At 58.8% G+C, this 15,956-nt stretch carries 14 protein-coding genes and 1 pseudogene; 14 read left to right on the forward strand and 1 reads right to left on the reverse strand.

The features are described from left to right. Nucleotides 1-79 precede the first annotated feature (79 nt). From G9473_RS06750 to G9473_RS06760, 3 genes are read left to right on the forward strand one after another with little or no spacing between them, the layout of a single operon-like run. Nucleotides 80-748 carry a DUF2231 domain-containing protein gene (locus tag G9473_RS06750; protein WP_051699721.1) on the forward strand — a complete coding sequence of 223 codons (669 nt, stop codon included), beginning with the start codon at nt 80-82 and terminating at the stop codon, nt 746-748. Further along, the gene (locus tag G9473_RS06755) at nt 748-1,437 is read left to right on the forward strand and encodes a class I SAM-dependent methyltransferase (protein WP_034953543.1); all 690 of its coding nucleotides are present in this window, start codon (nt 748-750) and stop codon (nt 1,435-1,437) included. The genes G9473_RS06750 and G9473_RS06755 overlap by 1 nt, the downstream gene beginning before the upstream one ends. Beyond that, nucleotides 1,434-1,898 (forward strand): DUF411 domain-containing protein, encoded by a 465-nt coding sequence (locus tag G9473_RS06760; protein WP_291137593.1) that lies wholly within the window; start codon nt 1,434-1,436, stop codon nt 1,896-1,898. Before G9473_RS06755 ends, G9473_RS06760 begins: the two co-directional genes overlap by 4 nt. 173 nt (nt 1,899-2,071) lie before the next feature. Here the strand turns inward: G9473_RS06760 and G9473_RS06765 are convergent, their stop codons facing one another. After that, nucleotides 2,072-2,356, reverse strand: coding sequence for a metal-sensitive transcriptional regulator (locus tag G9473_RS06765; RefSeq protein WP_051699719.1), 285 nt, complete (start codon nt 2,354-2,356; stop codon nt 2,072-2,074). Nucleotides 2,357-2,462: 106 nt separating this feature from the next. Between G9473_RS06765 and G9473_RS06770 the strand changes: the two genes are divergently transcribed. From G9473_RS06770 to G9473_RS06820, 11 genes and pseudogenes are all read left to right on the forward strand, one after another. Then, a complete protein-coding gene (locus G9473_RS06770) occupies nt 2,463-2,735 on the forward strand; it encodes a hypothetical protein (RefSeq protein WP_034953538.1) in 273 nt (90 codons plus the stop codon). Nucleotides 2,736-2,880: 145 nt separating this feature from the next. Further along, nucleotides 2,881-5,004, forward strand: a pseudogene (locus G9473_RS06775) (copper-translocating P-type ATPase); the annotation flags it as partial. Between the two features lie 251 nt (nt 5,005-5,255). Further along, complete coding sequence (locus tag G9473_RS06780; protein WP_234715562.1) at nt 5,256-6,512, forward strand: APC family permease; 1,257 nt, start codon at nt 5,256-5,258, stop codon at nt 6,510-6,512. A gap of 138 nt (nt 6,513-6,650) precedes the next feature. Beyond that, on the forward strand, nt 6,651-7,400 hold the full coding sequence (locus G9473_RS06785) for a glutaredoxin (protein WP_034953530.1): 750 nt from the start codon (nt 6,651-6,653) through the stop codon (nt 7,398-7,400). Then, complete coding sequence (locus G9473_RS06790) at nt 7,397-7,810, forward strand: potassium channel family protein (RefSeq protein WP_034953527.1); 414 nt, start codon at nt 7,397-7,399, stop codon at nt 7,808-7,810. Before G9473_RS06785 ends, G9473_RS06790 begins: the two co-directional genes overlap by 4 nt. Continuing rightward, nucleotides 7,807-8,334, forward strand: a complete 528-nt coding sequence (locus tag G9473_RS06795; RefSeq protein WP_034953524.1) for a DUF305 domain-containing protein — start codon at nt 7,807-7,809, stop codon at nt 8,332-8,334. The genes G9473_RS06790 and G9473_RS06795 overlap by 4 nt, the downstream gene beginning before the upstream one ends. After that, entirely contained in the window at nt 8,331-8,819 is a 489-nt protein-coding gene (locus G9473_RS06800) for a DUF6692 family protein (RefSeq protein ID WP_034953522.1), read from the forward strand. Before G9473_RS06795 ends, G9473_RS06800 begins: the two co-directional genes overlap by 4 nt. A 632-nt stretch (nt 8,820-9,451) precedes the next feature. Further along, the gene (locus G9473_RS06805) at nt 9,452-10,687 is read left to right on the forward strand and encodes a TolC family protein (protein WP_034953521.1); all 1,236 of its coding nucleotides are present in this window, start codon (nt 9,452-9,454) and stop codon (nt 10,685-10,687) included. Further along, nucleotides 10,684-12,177 (forward strand): efflux RND transporter periplasmic adaptor subunit, encoded by a 1,494-nt coding sequence (locus G9473_RS06810; protein ID WP_034953519.1) that lies wholly within the window; start codon nt 10,684-10,686, stop codon nt 12,175-12,177. The genes G9473_RS06805 and G9473_RS06810 overlap by 4 nt, the downstream gene beginning before the upstream one ends. Beyond that, nucleotides 12,174-15,341, forward strand: coding sequence for an efflux RND transporter permease subunit (locus G9473_RS06815; protein WP_291137606.1), 3,168 nt, complete (start codon nt 12,174-12,176; stop codon nt 15,339-15,341). Before G9473_RS06810 ends, G9473_RS06815 begins: the two co-directional genes overlap by 4 nt. Continuing rightward, nucleotides 15,320-15,697: a copper-binding protein gene (locus G9473_RS06820; protein ID WP_247271584.1), complete on the forward strand. Its 378-nt coding sequence runs from the start codon at nt 15,320-15,322 to the stop codon at nt 15,695-15,697. The genes G9473_RS06815 and G9473_RS06820 overlap by 22 nt, the downstream gene beginning before the upstream one ends. Nucleotides 15,698-15,956 lie beyond the last annotated feature (259 nt).

Genomic DNA, 15,956 nt, shown 5'->3' on the forward strand with positions numbered 1-15,956 from the left:
ACACACAGCTATACGCTGAACTTCGCGCAAGCCCTTAAAGAAATTTGAGGGCTAGGCTCAGCGACTGCGTATCAAGGTTATGCAAACCCGGCGACATCTGACCTTCCTTGCTCTTCTGATCGCGACCTTTTTGGCAGCGCCTCTCGGCGCGCACGAAGGTCATAAATCAAACATGTCCGATGAAGAGATGGTGATGATGGAAGCCAGCTCCACTGATGCAAAAACCAATCACGGCACTGGTGGAGCAATTGCACACAGCCATAGTGCGAGCGCCGAACACAGCATGTCGGCCGACCAGATGATGCAACAAAAGATCGAGGAGAACCGCCTTACCTCGTTCAGTGATCTATTGGCCAGACTGCATCCGATTGCAGCCCATTTCCCGATCGCGCTCTTTCTGGTCGCTGCGCTCACGGAGTTCGGCCTGATCCTCAGGCCCAGCCTGGGCCTTCAAACCACGGTTCGTTTTCTGGTGGCCGCAGGTGCAATTGGCGGACTTGGCACCGCCGCTTTTGGCTGGTTCGCAGCGGGCTGGCGACTTTCTGACCGATCCGAGACGTTGGCCATCCATCGTTGGAATGGCACTGCGATTGCGGCCGCCGGTCTGTTAGCCTGGTGGCTGAGTTCACCGGGCAAAAACCGTTGGTGGCTCAGACTGGTGCTGGCCATCATCGCCGGGGCGCTCATCGTCCAAGGCTATTACGGCGGCGAAATGGTTCATGGCCCCAACCATATGGGGGTCATGTGATGCGTGATACGAGCCTGCCAAGGGGAGATCGCAGTTTCACTCCGGCCCTGGGCAAGGTTTGGCTCACGCCGGTATACGATGCAGCGATCGCGCTGTTGACCCGCGAGCATGTCTGGCGCGACGCCGCGGTCCGCGCCGCCGACCTCAAGCCCTTCGACAAGGTGATCGATGTCGGCAGCGGAACCGGCACCCTTCTGCGTCAGATGATGTCGAGCTGCCCGCCTGCTGAATACCTCGGTGTCGAACCAGACCCTGACGTCTTAGCAATCGCCGAGCGCAAATGCGGCAGCGTCTCTCACATGATCCAGTGGCACAATGGCTTTCTTGACACCCTCGACCTCGGTCGGGGTTGGCAACCGAACAAGATCATAAGCAGCCTCGTTCTTCACCAAGTCTCCCCTGAGCAGAAGCGCGCAATCCTCGAACAAATCTCGGCGTTGCTAACGCCTGGCGGCATGGTGTTGATCGCCGACTATATGCGTCAGGAACCGCCGCTGATGCGTCGGCTTTTCAGAATGACCGTCCAACAGCTCGACGGGATCGAGGATACCCAGCCCAATGCGGACGGGCTCATCGAAGAACATCTGCAAGAAATCTTCGAGGACGCTGAACGCCTGCGAGTTTTTCCCACCGCAACCGGGGCGATTTCGCTTTGGCGCGGATACACCAAGAAGGTCCCCGACTCATGAAAATCCGGTTTTTGGTCCTACCTAAAAGGTCGCTTGTGGCATCCGCATTGTTGTTGCTGGCAGCCTGCTCAAACGCTGCCCAGGCTGCGACCTACACGATGTTCCGCGATCCCAATTGCGGTTGTTGCCTGAAATGGGCTGATCACGTCGAGCACAAAACGGATGCCGAGGTGACCTCGGTCGATACGACCGAAATGGCACGGATCAAAACCGAGCGCGGCGTGCCGCAAGAGCTCTGGTCGTGCCACACGATGGAAATCGAGGGCTACATGATCGAGGGCCATGTACCGGCAGATGCGATCGAACGATTGCTGCGCGAACGGCCGGAGGGCGTCACCGGGCTGGCCGTTCCCGGCATGCCCGTCGGCTCGCCCGGCATGGAATTCGAAAACCGGATTCAGCCATTCGATGTGATCGCCTTTCGACCTAGCGGCCAAAGCGTGTTCGCATCCTACCCCTGAAACTCAAACCCTATCGGAGAAACACGACGAGATATCTTACGGCGATAAAAATGACGAGCACGAGAGACGGCGGAGGAGGACAAGCCGCGAGCGGGTCACGATCATCACTGATGCGAAACGCCGCCAAGGTCCTTCCCCTCCAAATCCCCATGCCTTGGCGGCGTAACCGATATCTATTTGGCCATCTTTTCGACCAATGCGACAAGTTCGGCGACTTTCTCCGACTGATCGGCCTTATCGTCCGAAGCGATCGCTTCTTCGATGCAATGTCGGGCGTGAATGTCGAGGACCTTGATACGCGCTTGCCGCGCCGCCGCTTCGAGCGCGATGATCTGCTGGAGAATATCCACACAATAGCGGTCTTCCTCCATCATTTTGACAATACCGCGAGCCTGCCCTTCGACACGTCGCATGCGGGTTATGGTGTTCGCAAATTTGCTGCTTTTTTTGTCGCTCATGGTCGTTTCTCCGTTGGCCGAGACCAATCCCCCAAATCCTAGACGCTTGCAATCCTGCATCGCAAATACTATACCCCCCTATAGTATATTTCAATTGGAGCTTATAATGTCTGATACGCCTTTGAGAGCCTCGATCATGACTTGGGGATGGACGCTGAGCGTCTTCCTTCTCGCCAGCTACCTCATCTGCATTGGTTTTGGGTTGCTCGCCCCTGCGCAATTCCGCATGCACGAGGCCTGGGCGCCGTGGCTCCCTGGGTTTGAATGGCTCACGCTGACCGGTTTCATCGCCGGGGCGATCGGCAGCTTTCTTTACGGTTGGTACATCGCGGGGCTGGCCGTGCCGCTCTACCGCTTCTTCCGAGCTCGCAACCGATAGCACTGATTGCATCTCGCTATCCGCAAGCTCGGTAGCATCATATGAACGAACGGAGCCGATAATGGACCACGCTCATTGCGCGCATCAACATGGTGACACCGCGGCAGCTGACGACGGACGATACGACGCCGTTCCAGCGGACTATGAAGGCCCGGTTTACACCTGCCCGATGCACCCCCAGGTTCGCCAACCCAAAATGGGTTCGTGTCCGCTTTGCGGCATGGGGCTCGAACTTGAATCGGCCGCTATGGTCGAAGAGGGCCCCAACCCCGAACTCGTCGACTTTACCAGAAGGTTCTGGATCGGCGCGGTGCTCACACTCCCACTGCTGGTGCTCACAATGGGGCCATTTCTGGGCTGGCCAGGAGTGCGCGACATTCTGGGCGAGCGCGCCACCTTGTGGACCGAATTCGTCTTGGGAACCCCTGTTGTTCTGTGGTGCGGATGGCCGTTTCTTGAACGGGGTTGGAACTCGTTCAGGACTTGGAACCTCAACATGTTCTCGCTCATCGCGATGGGCGTCAGCGCGGCTTGGATATTCAGTGTTGCAGCGATTGTTGCCCCCGATATTTTTCCCGACGGCTTTCGCGATGCCGAAGGCCACGTGGGTGTCTATTTCGAAGCGGCAGCGGTCATCGTAACTCTGGTCCTGCTAGGCCAGGTGATGGAGCTGCGTGCCCGTGAAGGCACCGGCAAAGCCATTCGTGCGCTGCTCGATCTCGCTGCTAAGACAGCCCGTGTGATCAGGGACAATGGCACCGAGGATGAAATCCCGCTCGAAGAGGTCGTTGTCGGCGACAGGATCAGAGTGAGACCGGGCGACAAAGTCCCGGTCGATGGCGTGGTTCTCAAGGGGCGCTCATCAATCGATGAAAGCATGATTACCGGCGAGCCCGTTCCGGTGGAGAAAGTCGAAGGGGACGGCGTCACAGGTGCAACAATCAATGGTACGGGCAGTCTCGTGATCGAGGCTAAGCGCGTCGGCTCCGATACGATGCTTGCACAGATCGTCGATATGGTCGCCGCCGCTCAGCGCTCGCGCGCACCAATTCAGAAATACGCCGATAAGGTCGCTGGACTGTTCGTTCCGGCAGTCATTGCGATTGCCATCCTCGCTTTCATCGCTTGGGCTGTCTGGGGACCGCAGCCTGCCTTGGCCTACGCGCTGGTAGCAGCTGTTGCCGTTCTGATCATTGCCTGCCCGTGCGCTCTTGGTCTTGCAACACCGATGTCGATCATGACTGCAACCGGCCGAGGCGCTCAGGTCGGAGTGCTCATCAAGAACGCCGAAGCGCTCGAGCGCTTCGAAACCATCGACACGCTGATTGTCGACAAGACCGGTACGCTCACCGAAGGAAAGCCCAGACTGGTTGCTGTCACCGCCGAGCCAGGGTTTGAACAAACGGAGCTGTTGCGCTTGGCGGCCTCGCTCGAACGCGGGTCCGAGCATCCGCTTGCAGAAGCGATCGTCCGCGGAGCCGAAGAGCGCGGTCTCGAGCTTGCAAGCGCGGAGGATTTCGAAGCGATTACCGGCAAGGGCGTGATTGGCCGCGTGGCCGACAAATCGGTTGCGCTCGGCAACCTCGCACTCATCACCGATATGGGCCTTGATGGCAGATCGCTGAGCGAACAAGCCAATGTCCGGCGCGATGACGGTGAAACCGTGATGTTCGTGGTCGTTGGCGGCCAGATCGCAGGGCTCGTTGCCGTTGCCGATCCGATCAAGGAATCAACCCCGGATGCGATCCGTTCGCTTCATGAACTCGGTCTCACGATCATCATGGCTACAGGCGACAATGAACGCACCGCACAAGCGGTCGCGGCCCGTCTCGGTATCGATGAGGTAAGAGCAGGCGTATTGCCCGAGGATAAGGCCAAGCTCATCCGCGATTTGCAAATGAAAGGCACCAAGGTTGCGATGGCAGGAGACGGGGTCAACGACGCGCCGGCGCTTGCGCAAGCCGATGTCGGCATCGCGATGGGCACCGGAGCCGATGTTGCGATCGAGAGTGCGGGTATTACCCTGGTGAGGGGCAATCTCGACGGCATTGTGCGCGCGCGCAGGCTCGCGCAGGTTACGATGCGGAACATTCGCCAAAACCTGTTCTTTGCATTGATTTATAATGCTTTAGGCGTGCCGATCGCCGCAGGTTTGCTCTATCCTTTCTTTGGCATCCTGATCAGCCCGATGTTCGCGGCCTTTGCGATGAGCGCATCCTCGATCTCAGTGGTGGTCAATTCGCTTCGCCTGCGCGGCGCAAAGCTCTGACCAGCATGGGGCAGCATTGCGCAGTCACACCTGTGGCCAATGTGGTGAATATCCAGCCCTGATAAGCGAGTCTTTATCCAGAAGATATTGATTGCTCGAAAATTTCTTGAGGGATGCGATCGAAATATTCGTACCGGGTCTTGAAACCTTCGCCCGCCTTGAGGCGAATCACGGGGACTGTTTTGCAAACGCACGAGCACGACGACCAGACGAGCGGCACTGGCTCAATAAGCCTTCTTGGCGGTGTCGCGATGGGCACGGGCGTGATGATTGGCGCCGGTATCTTTGCCCTGACGGGCCAGATCGCGGAACTGGCCGGGCCGCTCTTCCCTCTATCATTCATCGCCGGCGCGCTTGTCACGTCGCTTGCCGCATACAGCTACATCAAGATGTCGAACCGCTGGCCTTCATCCGGCGGCATCGCGATGATCCTCCAAAAGGCGTACGGCCCCGGCGTTGTTGCCGCATCGGCCTCGCTCCTGATGGCGCTGTCGATGGTTATCAACGAAAGCCTCGTCGCTCGCACTTTCGCCACTTATGCTCTGCGGCCGTTCGAGTTGGAACAAAACGGTTTGCTGGTTTCAGTCCTGGCGCTGGGGCTGATCGTCTTCGCCTACCTTGTGAACGCCGCTGGAAATCGATCCGTCAGCGGGTTCTCCTTGGTCATGTCAGCTATCAAGATCGGCGGGATCGCCGTGTTTGCTATAGCTGCAATCTGGGTCAGCGGCTTTGCCTCGGGCGCGTTCAGCGAACCTGCCACGACGTCTAGCGGCGAGGCTCTGTTAGCTTCGGTAGCGTTCTCGATCCTGGCGTTTAAGGGGTTCACCACGATAACCAATAGCGGGGGCGAGATTGTCGATCCCCACCGCAATGTCGGCCGCACGATAATGATTTCGATCGCGGTTTGCGTCGTTGTCTATTTGCTGGTCGCGGTTGCTGTAGGCTCAAGTCTCTCGATCGCCCAGATCGTGGAGGCGCGTGACTATTCGCTCGCTGCTGCTGCAGAACCCGCGTTGGGAGACCTCGGCTTTTACTTCACCGTCGCAATCGCGATCACCGCTACGGCTTCTGGTGTCATCGCCAGCGTTTTCGCCGTGTCACGAATGCTGACCATGTTGACCGAGATGGAGATGATCCCGCATAGCCATTTCGGAATGAGTGGCGGCATACGCAGCCATATGCTTGTCTATACGGTGGTCGTTGCAGGCGCTCTTGCGGTGCTCTTCGACCTCTCTCGCATCGCCGCCTTGGGCGCCTTCTTCTACCTTGTAATGGACATGCTCGTGCACTGGGGGGTGTTTCGAAACCTGCGTGAGGAAATCGGCGCGCGCGCATCCATTCTGTTGGCCGCGCTCGCAGCAGACGCGGTGGTTTTAAGCGCATTCACATGGGTCAAACTGAAAAGCGATCCGGCGATCGTCCTCTATGCCGTTCTTGGAATTGGCGCTGTGTTCATCGCCGAGTGGTTCTACCTCGCGCGTAGATCGTCGCAGGCGCAAGATTCCTAACCCAAGATCTCTGTTGAGGAAAGGTGGCGGCCACTCAACCGCGGCCGAGACCATGAGGAAAGTTTCATCAATTTTGAAACTTCTTCGGACGGTTTGGGTAAGAATCCACAACGTCGGAATGAATGAAACGAGGCCTAAATGACCACGAAAACTGCAAAAGTTTACCGGATGGTGATGGACGATCACACCTGTCCCTATGGAATCAAGACGGTCGATCTTCTCAAGCGCCAGGGCTTCGAAGTCGAAGACCATCACTTGACGAGCAGGGACGAGACCGATGCTTTCAAGGAAAAGCATCAGGTCGAAACCACACCGCAAACCTTCATCAACGGAGATCGGATCGGCGGCTATGACGACGTGCGCGAACACTTCGGGAAAAGCCGCTCGCAGCCCGAAGAAGGCGAGACAAGTTATCAGCCTGTAGTGGCGATTTTTGCGGTCGCACTGCTGCTGGGGCTTGGCCTAAGCTGGTCGTTCTTCGAAACGCCTTTCACTGTCCGTGCAGCCGAGTGGTTCGTCAGCCTTTCTATGACGCTGCTCGCGCTTCAAAAGCTGCAGGATGTTCGCAGCTTCTCCACGATGTTCCTGAACTACGACCTGCTCGCCCAAAGGTGGGTGCCCTATTCCTTTATCTATCCCTTCGGCGAGGCAGCCGCCGGAATTTTGATGACTGCGGGCGCCTTGACGTGGCTTTCGGCACCGCTCGCGCTCTTCATCGGGACGGTCGGCGCAGTGAGTGTCTTCAAGGCTGTCTATATCGATAAACGTGAATTGAAATGTGCCTGTGTTGGTGGCGGGAGCAACGTGCCGCTCGGTTTCGTCTCGCTGACCGAGAACCTGTTCATGATTGGTATGGGCCTTTGGATGGGCTTCAAGGCCTTTGCATGATTGGCGCCCTGCTTCTCTCGGTTGCCCTCTTCTTGTTGGCGATTGCCTCACACTTAACGACGCTTGGTGCCGCGCACAGACTTGTCGATAGGCGAACCGATCTCTCTGCGAAGATGGCGGTTTCGCTCATGGTGCTGTTCTCGCACCTCCTGGTTGCGGCCTTGTTCGGTTTTGGGTTCTGGTTCGGCACCGCGTGGGGGCTGGGTAGCTTCGACACACCGGACGCCATGACCTGGATGGACTACTTCTATTTCTCCCTCATCAACGTGACCACGCTCGGATTGGGAGACATTTATCCCACCGATCACCTGAGGGTGATCGCTGGAATCGAGGCCCTGACAGGCTTCGCCTTGATTAGCTGCTCGGCCCAATTGTTCTGGAAGATGATGACACAAGGAGAAACACAATGACCGATAAATCGCACTCCTCTCACGAGGGTGGAGGAGGCAATTACTGGCGTTTCATGGCCATGGTCGCGACATCGACCGCGATCATGTTTTTCCTGATGTATTCGAACACCTTTGACGCCGACGATCTGTTCTGGAGCGAAACGCGCTTTTGGATGACGTTCGTGATGGGCGGCATGATGATGATCGTCATGCTCCTCTTCATGTGGGGCATGTACAAGGATCGCACCAAGAACTTCATCATCGTTGGCGTCGGCGCGCTCACCATGGCACTCGCTCTCTGGCTTGTTCGCAGTCAGACGACGGTCGACGACACGGAATACATGGCGGCCATGATCCCGCACCACTCCATCGCGATCATGACCAGCGAGCGAGCAAGCCTCAAAGATCCCCGTGTGCGCGAACTCGCGAAAGCGATCATCGTCGCGCAGCGCCGGGAGATCGCTGAGATGAAATACCTTATCGATGACATCGAACAAAACGGTCCGCGGACCGAAGAACGTTTGCCTGAGGAGATCCAGCAATGAGAAGCGCCGCTATCCTAACCCTGGCGACCCTTGGCCTCGCTGCGTGCAACACAAACACCGCCCCCGGCAACGACCGCGAGGCACATCTCGATCCGCCCGTGCAAGCAGCTCCCATTGAAGATGCAAGCACCGCGCTTGCCAATCTCAGCCCTGGGCTGATGCTTCCTGAAACCATGACTGATGCCGATCTGGCAGCCCTCGATGCAGAAGGCGATTGCCAATTCCGGCTCACCGAGGTCGCCTATCCCTCATTCGTGTATGACAGCGAAGGGCAAGGAGCGATCAAGATCAACGGTCGGCTCATCCCGGTCTCCAGAGATGAACAAGGGAACTATTCGAATGGCGAGCTTCGGGTGACCACCCGCTTGCTGGATGATGAAGGCACAGCTGGGCTCCGTATGCAGGAAATGATCGTCGTCGCGCCTCGTGCTTCTGATGAGTTTGGTTTCTGGGGCTATACTACTTGCGGGACGGAAGGTGCATGAAACCGCGAGCGCTGATCATGATCGCGCGGCCTGATGTCGCGTTAGCGACAGGCTCTCATGAGATCGCTGCAGGCGGTCCCTGCCTCCTTTCTTGCAGAGAAGAGACAGGGCGGCTTGTGAAACCAGAGCTTAGCATTTAGCGTAAAGACCAAGCATGGCTTTGTATCGAACCTTTCTGACGTTGTTCCTCTGTTTTGGCTTGATCTTCCAAGGGTCAGCGACAGCAGCTGCGATGCCTCAGACAGAGCCGATGCTGGCTTCTGATTGCGCTCAGATGATGCACCACTCGGAAAAAGGTGAGGCCGCTCATCACCATGGCGATGATACTGACGCCCCGTGTGAGAACATGTCGGTTGATTGCTTGCTGGCAATGAATGCGGTTTCTGCTGTTTGGGTGGGGAGCGATGCGCCTTCGCATGTTGTTAAGCCATTTTCCGACGGCCCTGTGTATTTGTCGAACATTACCTCACCTCTGCTCAGTCGCGCTTCTGCGCCCGATTACCCCCCTCCACGAATCTGACTTGATTGAATAACCTGAAGGCGAATTGCCCCTTCTGATTGCGCGGTCTCAGCGCTGCAATGCACCGTCATTGCCGCCGGACCTCGGCACGCACATCAAGTGAGATTTTTCCATGAAACGGTCCATAGGCGGTATCCTTGCCGCCGCCCTGATGCCAGCGCAGGTGGTGCTTGCGCAGCCAATTGGCTATGAAGAAGCCTTGCGAGCAGCGCGCGAAGATCAGCCGCTGCTCCAGGCCGCGCAATTGCGTATCGACGGCACGCGAGATGCCTCGGAAGCCGCAGATGAACTGCCCGATCCTGTGCTGCGTGGCGGGATTGCAAACTTGCCAATTACAGGGCCAGTAGCGTTCGAGTTTGATCGCCAGCTTCCAACGCAGATTGCTGTTGGCATTGAGCAACCAATCCCGAACCTGGCCCGGCGCAGAGCCCGTCGAGACGTAGCGGAGTCAGATGTAGCGCTCGCGCAAATGCGATTTGGGGTTGCGCAGCAGCGGATCGATATCGCCACGTCAACTGCCTGGATCGACCTGTATTATGCGGAGGAAAAACTCGCCTTCGCGCATACGGCTCTCAGCGATCTGCGCAGGCTTCAGCCGGTGGCGAACAGCGCCGTCGCTTCGGGATCGGCTCGTCCGGCCGAAAGCCTCGCCATTCGCCGCGAGCTTCTGGTCATCGAAGATGCGATCACAAGAATTGAAGCCGAAAGAGATGCCGCACGCGCCATGCTCTCGAGCTACATTCGAACGGACAGCCCTGCGGTCGCAGGTAATGCGCCAGCGGCCAATGTCGACAGCGACAGCCTTGAGCAAGCTCTGGACTTCAACCCCGTCATCCGTCTTGCCGACGCAGCGACCGGACGAGCAGAGGCTAGCGCTGACCTGGCGCGCGCTGACTTGCGCCCCGATTTCGGAGTCAGTGTGAATTATGGCCGGCGCGATCCTGCCTTCGGTGATGCATTCTCCGTCATGGGATCGGTCACCCTGCCCATCTTCACCGATCGGCGTCAAAAGCCGCGCATTCGTGCCGCCGAAGCTGAGGCCGCCGCCGCACAGGCGGAGCGCGACGATCGATTGCGGGCGCTGCGAGTCCAATTCGAGTCCGATCTTGCCTCATGGCGCAGCGCGAAGCGCCAATGGGAACGCGCGCGCGATGAATTGCTGCCTCTGGCCCGGCAGAGAGTCGAACTGGAGACGGCGAGCTTCGCCGCCGGAAACGCGGACCTAATCGACGTGATTGCAGCAAAGGCGGATCTAGCTTTGCTCGATCTTGAAATCTTTGAACGCGAAGCTGCGACCGTGGAATGGGCCGAAATGCTTCGCTTGACCTATGGGGAGCAACAGCCATGAGCGATGCGATCAAGAGCTCGGGTCTTTCAAAACGGACCTATGCAATCATTACAGCCGTCGCGCTTGTCAGCCTCGGTGTCGGATACGCGCTCTCGCTCCTAGGAGGTGAGAGCGAGGGTGGGATGTCGGGCTCCTCGGAGACGGAGTGCGAAGAGGTGCTCTACTGGTACGATCCGATGGTGCCGGGACAGCGCTTTGACGAGCCCGGCAAGTCGCCCTTCATGGACATGATGCTGGTTCCAAAGTGCGCGGGAGAAGCGGCCGAAGCGGGCGTGCGGATTGATCCCGGCCTGGTCCAGAATTTCGGCATCCGCACTGCAGCGGCCGAGTTCGGAGTTCTCGAGCCGGAAATCACCGTGACGGGCGTCCTGGCCTACAACAGCCGAGACGTGGCCATCGTCCAGCCAAGAGCAGGCGGTTATGTCCAACGAACCTACGGCCTTGCCAAGGACGACGTGGTGGGTCGAGGCGCTCCCATCGTCGACATTCTGGTCCCTGACTGGGGCGGCGCGCAGCGCGAGTACCTCGCCGTGCTGGATACCGGTGATGCAGCGCTCGCAGATGCCATGCGGCAACGCATGCGCCTGCTCGGCATGACCAATGCAATGATCGCGTCTGTCGAGCGAACACGCCGTGCCCAAACCACAATCACCGTTGCGGCGCCTGTGGGCGGCGCTGTTACCATGCTCGGCGTGCGACCAGGCATGACGGTGATGGAAGGTCAGACACTGGCCGAGATTACCGGCTTCTCCCCGATATGGCTGGAAGCCTCTGTGCCCGAGACACAGGCAGCAAATGTACGGCAGGGTCAGACTGTCAGCGCCACTCTGGCAGCATTTCCCGATGAACGATTTGCGGGGCGCATTACCGCCATTTTGCCCAGCGCCGATGCAGCTAGCCGGACGATCACCGTACGGGCTGAACTACCGAACCCCCGCGGCAGACTGAAGCCGGGCATGTTCGCGCAGGTGTCGCTTTCGCCCGACACGCGTCGTGCGCTGCTGGTGCCGTCGGAGGCGGTCATTCGAACCGGACGCCGCAATCTTGTGATGCTCAAACAGGATGAAGGCGCCTTCCTGCCTGCAGAGGTCGAAATCGGACGCGAGGCGAATGGCAGGACCGAGATCCTCGCAGGCCTTGCCGAAGGCGAAGAGGTCGTCACATCCGGGCAGTTCCTGATCGATTCCGAAGCGAGTTTGGCCGGGATCGATGTCAGGTCGATCGACGGAAGCATGGATATGGCATCCGACGGCCCGGCAAAGATGAAAACCTACACTGCCACGGGAAGCATCACGAAGATTGCCGGAGCTTCGATCACTCTCAATCACGCGCCGGTGCCGGCACTCGAGTGGCCGAGCATGGTCATGCCCTTCGCCCTAGCCGACGCCTCTCTGGTCGAGGGTCTCGAGCCGGGCGATGATGTCGAGTTCACATTCTCGCAAGCCGACACCGGTCCGCGCATCGAGTCCATTCGGAAGGTCGAACGATGATTGCGCGGATTATCGACGCGTCGATTGCCAATCGGTTCTTCATCGTTCTGGCAGCTATCGCAGTCACGCTGGCCGGCTTCTGGGCGGTGCGGGCAACGCCAGTCGATGCAATCCCGGACCTGTCCGACGTGCAGGTCGTGGTGCGCTCGAATTATCCGGGGCAAGCTCCGCGCATCGTCGAGGATCAGGTCACGTACCCGCTTGCGACCACGATGCTGTCGGTGCCGGGCGCGGAAACAGTGCGCGGCTATTCGATGTTCGGCGACAGCTTCGTCTATGTGATATTCGAGGATGGGACGGACCTCTACTGGGCACGTTCGCGCGTACTCGAATATCTCAACCAGGTGCAAAATGAGCTGCCCGAAGGAGTAACCAGTTCGCTGGGGCCGGACGCGACGGGCGTCGGCTGGATATACGAGTATGCTCTGGTCGACCGAACAGGAAACAGCGATCTGGCTGACCTTCGCAGCCTTCAGGACTGGTTCCTTCGCTATGAGCTCCAGACCATTCCCGGCATCGCTGAGGTCGCCAGCGTCGGCGGTATGGTCAAGCAATACCAGGTCGTGCTGGAACCCTATCGGATGGCTTCGCTCGGCGTCACCCACAGCGATGTCGTGCGCGCGATCCAGGCGTCCAATCAGGAGGCCGGCGGCTCGGTTGTCGAAATGGGTGAGGCGGAATTCATGGTCCGCGCCTCGGGCTATCTCACGTCCCTCGAAGACTTCAGGCAAATCCCGCTCAAATCGGTCGGGAACGGTATCCCTGTCACCTTATCCGATGTCGCCACGATCCAGCTTGGCCCAGAAATGCGGCGCGGCATTGCCGAACTCAACGGTGAAGGCGAGGTCGCAGGCGGCATCGTCGTCCTCAGGCAAGGCGAGGATGCACGCGCTACCATCGCAGCAGTTGAAGAGAGGCTGGAAGTACTCAAGCCCAGTCTTCCCGAAGGGGTCGAGATTGTCACGACCTATGATCGATCGAAGCTCATCGACGCCTCGATCGACAATTTGACCGGCAAACTCATCGCCGAATTCATAATCGTCGCGATCGTCTGCGCTCTGTTCCTGTGGCACGTCAGATCCGCGTTTGTCGCCATCGTAACGCTCCCGCTAGGGGTTTTGGCCGCCTTCATTGTAATGCGTTTCCAAGGCGTCGATGCCAACATCATGTCCCTTGGCGGGATTGCCATCGCCATTGGCGCGATGGTCGATGCGGCCATCGTCATGATTGAGAACGCGCACAAGCATATCGAGCATTGGGAAGAGGATCACCCGGATGAAGAGCTGTCCGATAACGAGCGCTGGAAGCTGATCGCCGAAGCCTCGAAAGAGGTGGGGCCAGCGCTCTTCTTCAGCCTTCTGATCATAACCCTCTCGTTCCTGCCGGTGTTCACACTGCAGGCTCAGGAGGGGCGCCTCTTTTCGCCGCTGGCGTTCACCAAGACCTATGCCATGGCAGCGGCGGCGATCCTGTCGGTAACCCTCGTGCCCGTCCTGATGGGCTGGCTCATTCGCGGGAAAATCCCCAAGGAGGATACCAATCTCCTCAACCGTGCTCTGACCAAGGTCTATCGGCCGGGTCTCGATTGGGTGCTCAGCCGGCCCAAGACCACTCTGGTCGTGGCAGGGCTCGTGTTCCTTACAACGCTGGTCCCGTTCACCCGTCTTGGCGGTGAATTCCTGCCACCGCTCGACGAGGGCGACTTGCTCTACATGCCGAGCGCGCTGCCCGGCCTGTCACCGGGTGAGGCCTCGGCCTTGCTTCAGCGGACCGATCGGTTGATCAAATCCGTTCCCGAAGTCGAGACCGTGTTCGGGAAGGCAGGGCGTGCGGACACCGCGACCGATCCGGCGCCGCTCACGATGTTCGAGACGACTATCCGTTTCAAACCTCGCGAAGAGTGGCGGCCCGGAATGACGCCGGAGAAGCTCGTCGAAGAGCTGGACCAGGCTGTGCAGGTGCCAGGCCTCGCCAATGTGTGGGTTCCGCCGATCCGTAACCGCATCGATATGCTGGCGACCGGTATCAAGAGCCCGATCGGGGTAAAAGTGTCCGGTGAAGACCTCGCCGAGATCGAGCGCGTGGCGTTGCAGGTCGAGAACGTCGCGAAACAGGTTCCCGGCGTCAGTTCCGCCTTGGCAGAGCGTCTTTCGGGAGGCCGCTATGTCGATGTGGACATCGACCGGGTCGCCGCAGCGCGTTTCGGGCTGAATATCGCCGATGTTCAGCAGATCGTGTCGGGTGCGATTGGCGGCGCGAATATCGGGCGGACCGTCGAAGGGCTGGCGCGATATCCGATCAATGTGCGCTATCCGCGCGAGATCCGCGACAGCATCGGTGAACTGCGCGCGCTTCCTTTGCTTACTCCGTCCGGGCAGCAGATTACTCTGGGTACAGTTGCGCAGGTGAGCGTCAGCGATGGCCCACCGATGCTCAAGAACGAGCAAGGACGTCTGATCAGCGTGGTCTATGTCGACACACGGGGACGTGACCTCAGTTCTGTCGTAAGCGACCTTCAGGCAGCGGTGTCGGAGGGCGTCGATCTGCCTGCGGGCGTAAGCATCTCTTATGCGGGGCAGTTTGAGTATCTCACTCGCGCCAATGAACGGTTGCAGGTCGTCATTCCCGCAACGCTCGGCATCATTTTCGTCCTGCTCTATTTGATCTTCCGACGGTTCGACGAAGCGCTGCTTGTCATGGGCACGCTGCCCTTCGCCCTTACCGGCGGGTTCTGGCTGCTCTACCTGATGGGCTACAACCAGTCGGTCGCCACGTCGGTGGGTTTCATTGCCCTCGCCGGCGTGTCGGCCGAGTTCGGCGTTATCATGCTGATCTATCTCAAGTCTGCGCTTGCCAAGGGCCGAGGCGAACTCGATGCGGAAGACGTGGGCGAAGCCATCAGGGAAGGCGCGCTGCTACGCGTCCGCCCCAAGGCGATGACGGTGGCCGTCATACTCGCCGGTCTCTTCCCGATCCTGATTGGAACCGGAGCGGGATCGGAGGTCATGAGCCGCATAGCCGCGCCGATGGTCGGCGGCATGATCACCGCCCCGCTGCTGTCCATGTTCGTTATTCCCGCCGCATACCTCTTGATGCGGCGCCCCCGGCCCGAGCGGTCACCACAATCTGAAGGAGAAACTGAATGCGTACCTCAACCCTTATGATGCTGCTTGCTGCGCCCCTGGCCCTCGCTGCTTGCGATAGCGCGCAGGAAACAGAGACCATGGAAGACATGCCGATGGACGGGATGGCGATGGAAGGACACGACATGTCGGCGATGGATGCGGTTGATGGCGCAAAAACGGCCAGCGCTGTAGGAACCGTCACCGCCATCGATGCCGAGACAGGCACCATCACCGTCGATCATGAACCCGTTGCAGAACTGGGCTGGCCGCAGATGGTCATGGCATTTGATGCCAGCGAGGAAGTGCGCGGCGACATCTCGGTTGGCGATGCGATCAAATTCACGGTCGAGGCGACCGATGAAGGCAACACGATCACCGCGATCACGAAGCAGTAAGCCTGCGAAACTTTTCGCACAAGAAAAGCGTCACCCTTGGCCGACCAACCACTGGCTCGGCCAAGGGTGCTTGTTTGGGATAGATTGTCGCAATTCCGATCGAAATAAGATCCGTATCGCGGCTCGATATGGCAATCGCACATGTTGCCTGATTTTTGTGAAACCGGAATTATCCGGATAATGTGCGCGTTATACGAGGCTAAACTTAGCCATGGCTTGATGCGTCAGCTCGATAGAGGAGCAAGCCCAGTCCAGACGC

The organism is Erythrobacter sp., assembly GCF_011765465.1.
Lineage (GTDB): Bacteria > Pseudomonadota > Alphaproteobacteria > Sphingomonadales > Sphingomonadaceae > Erythrobacter.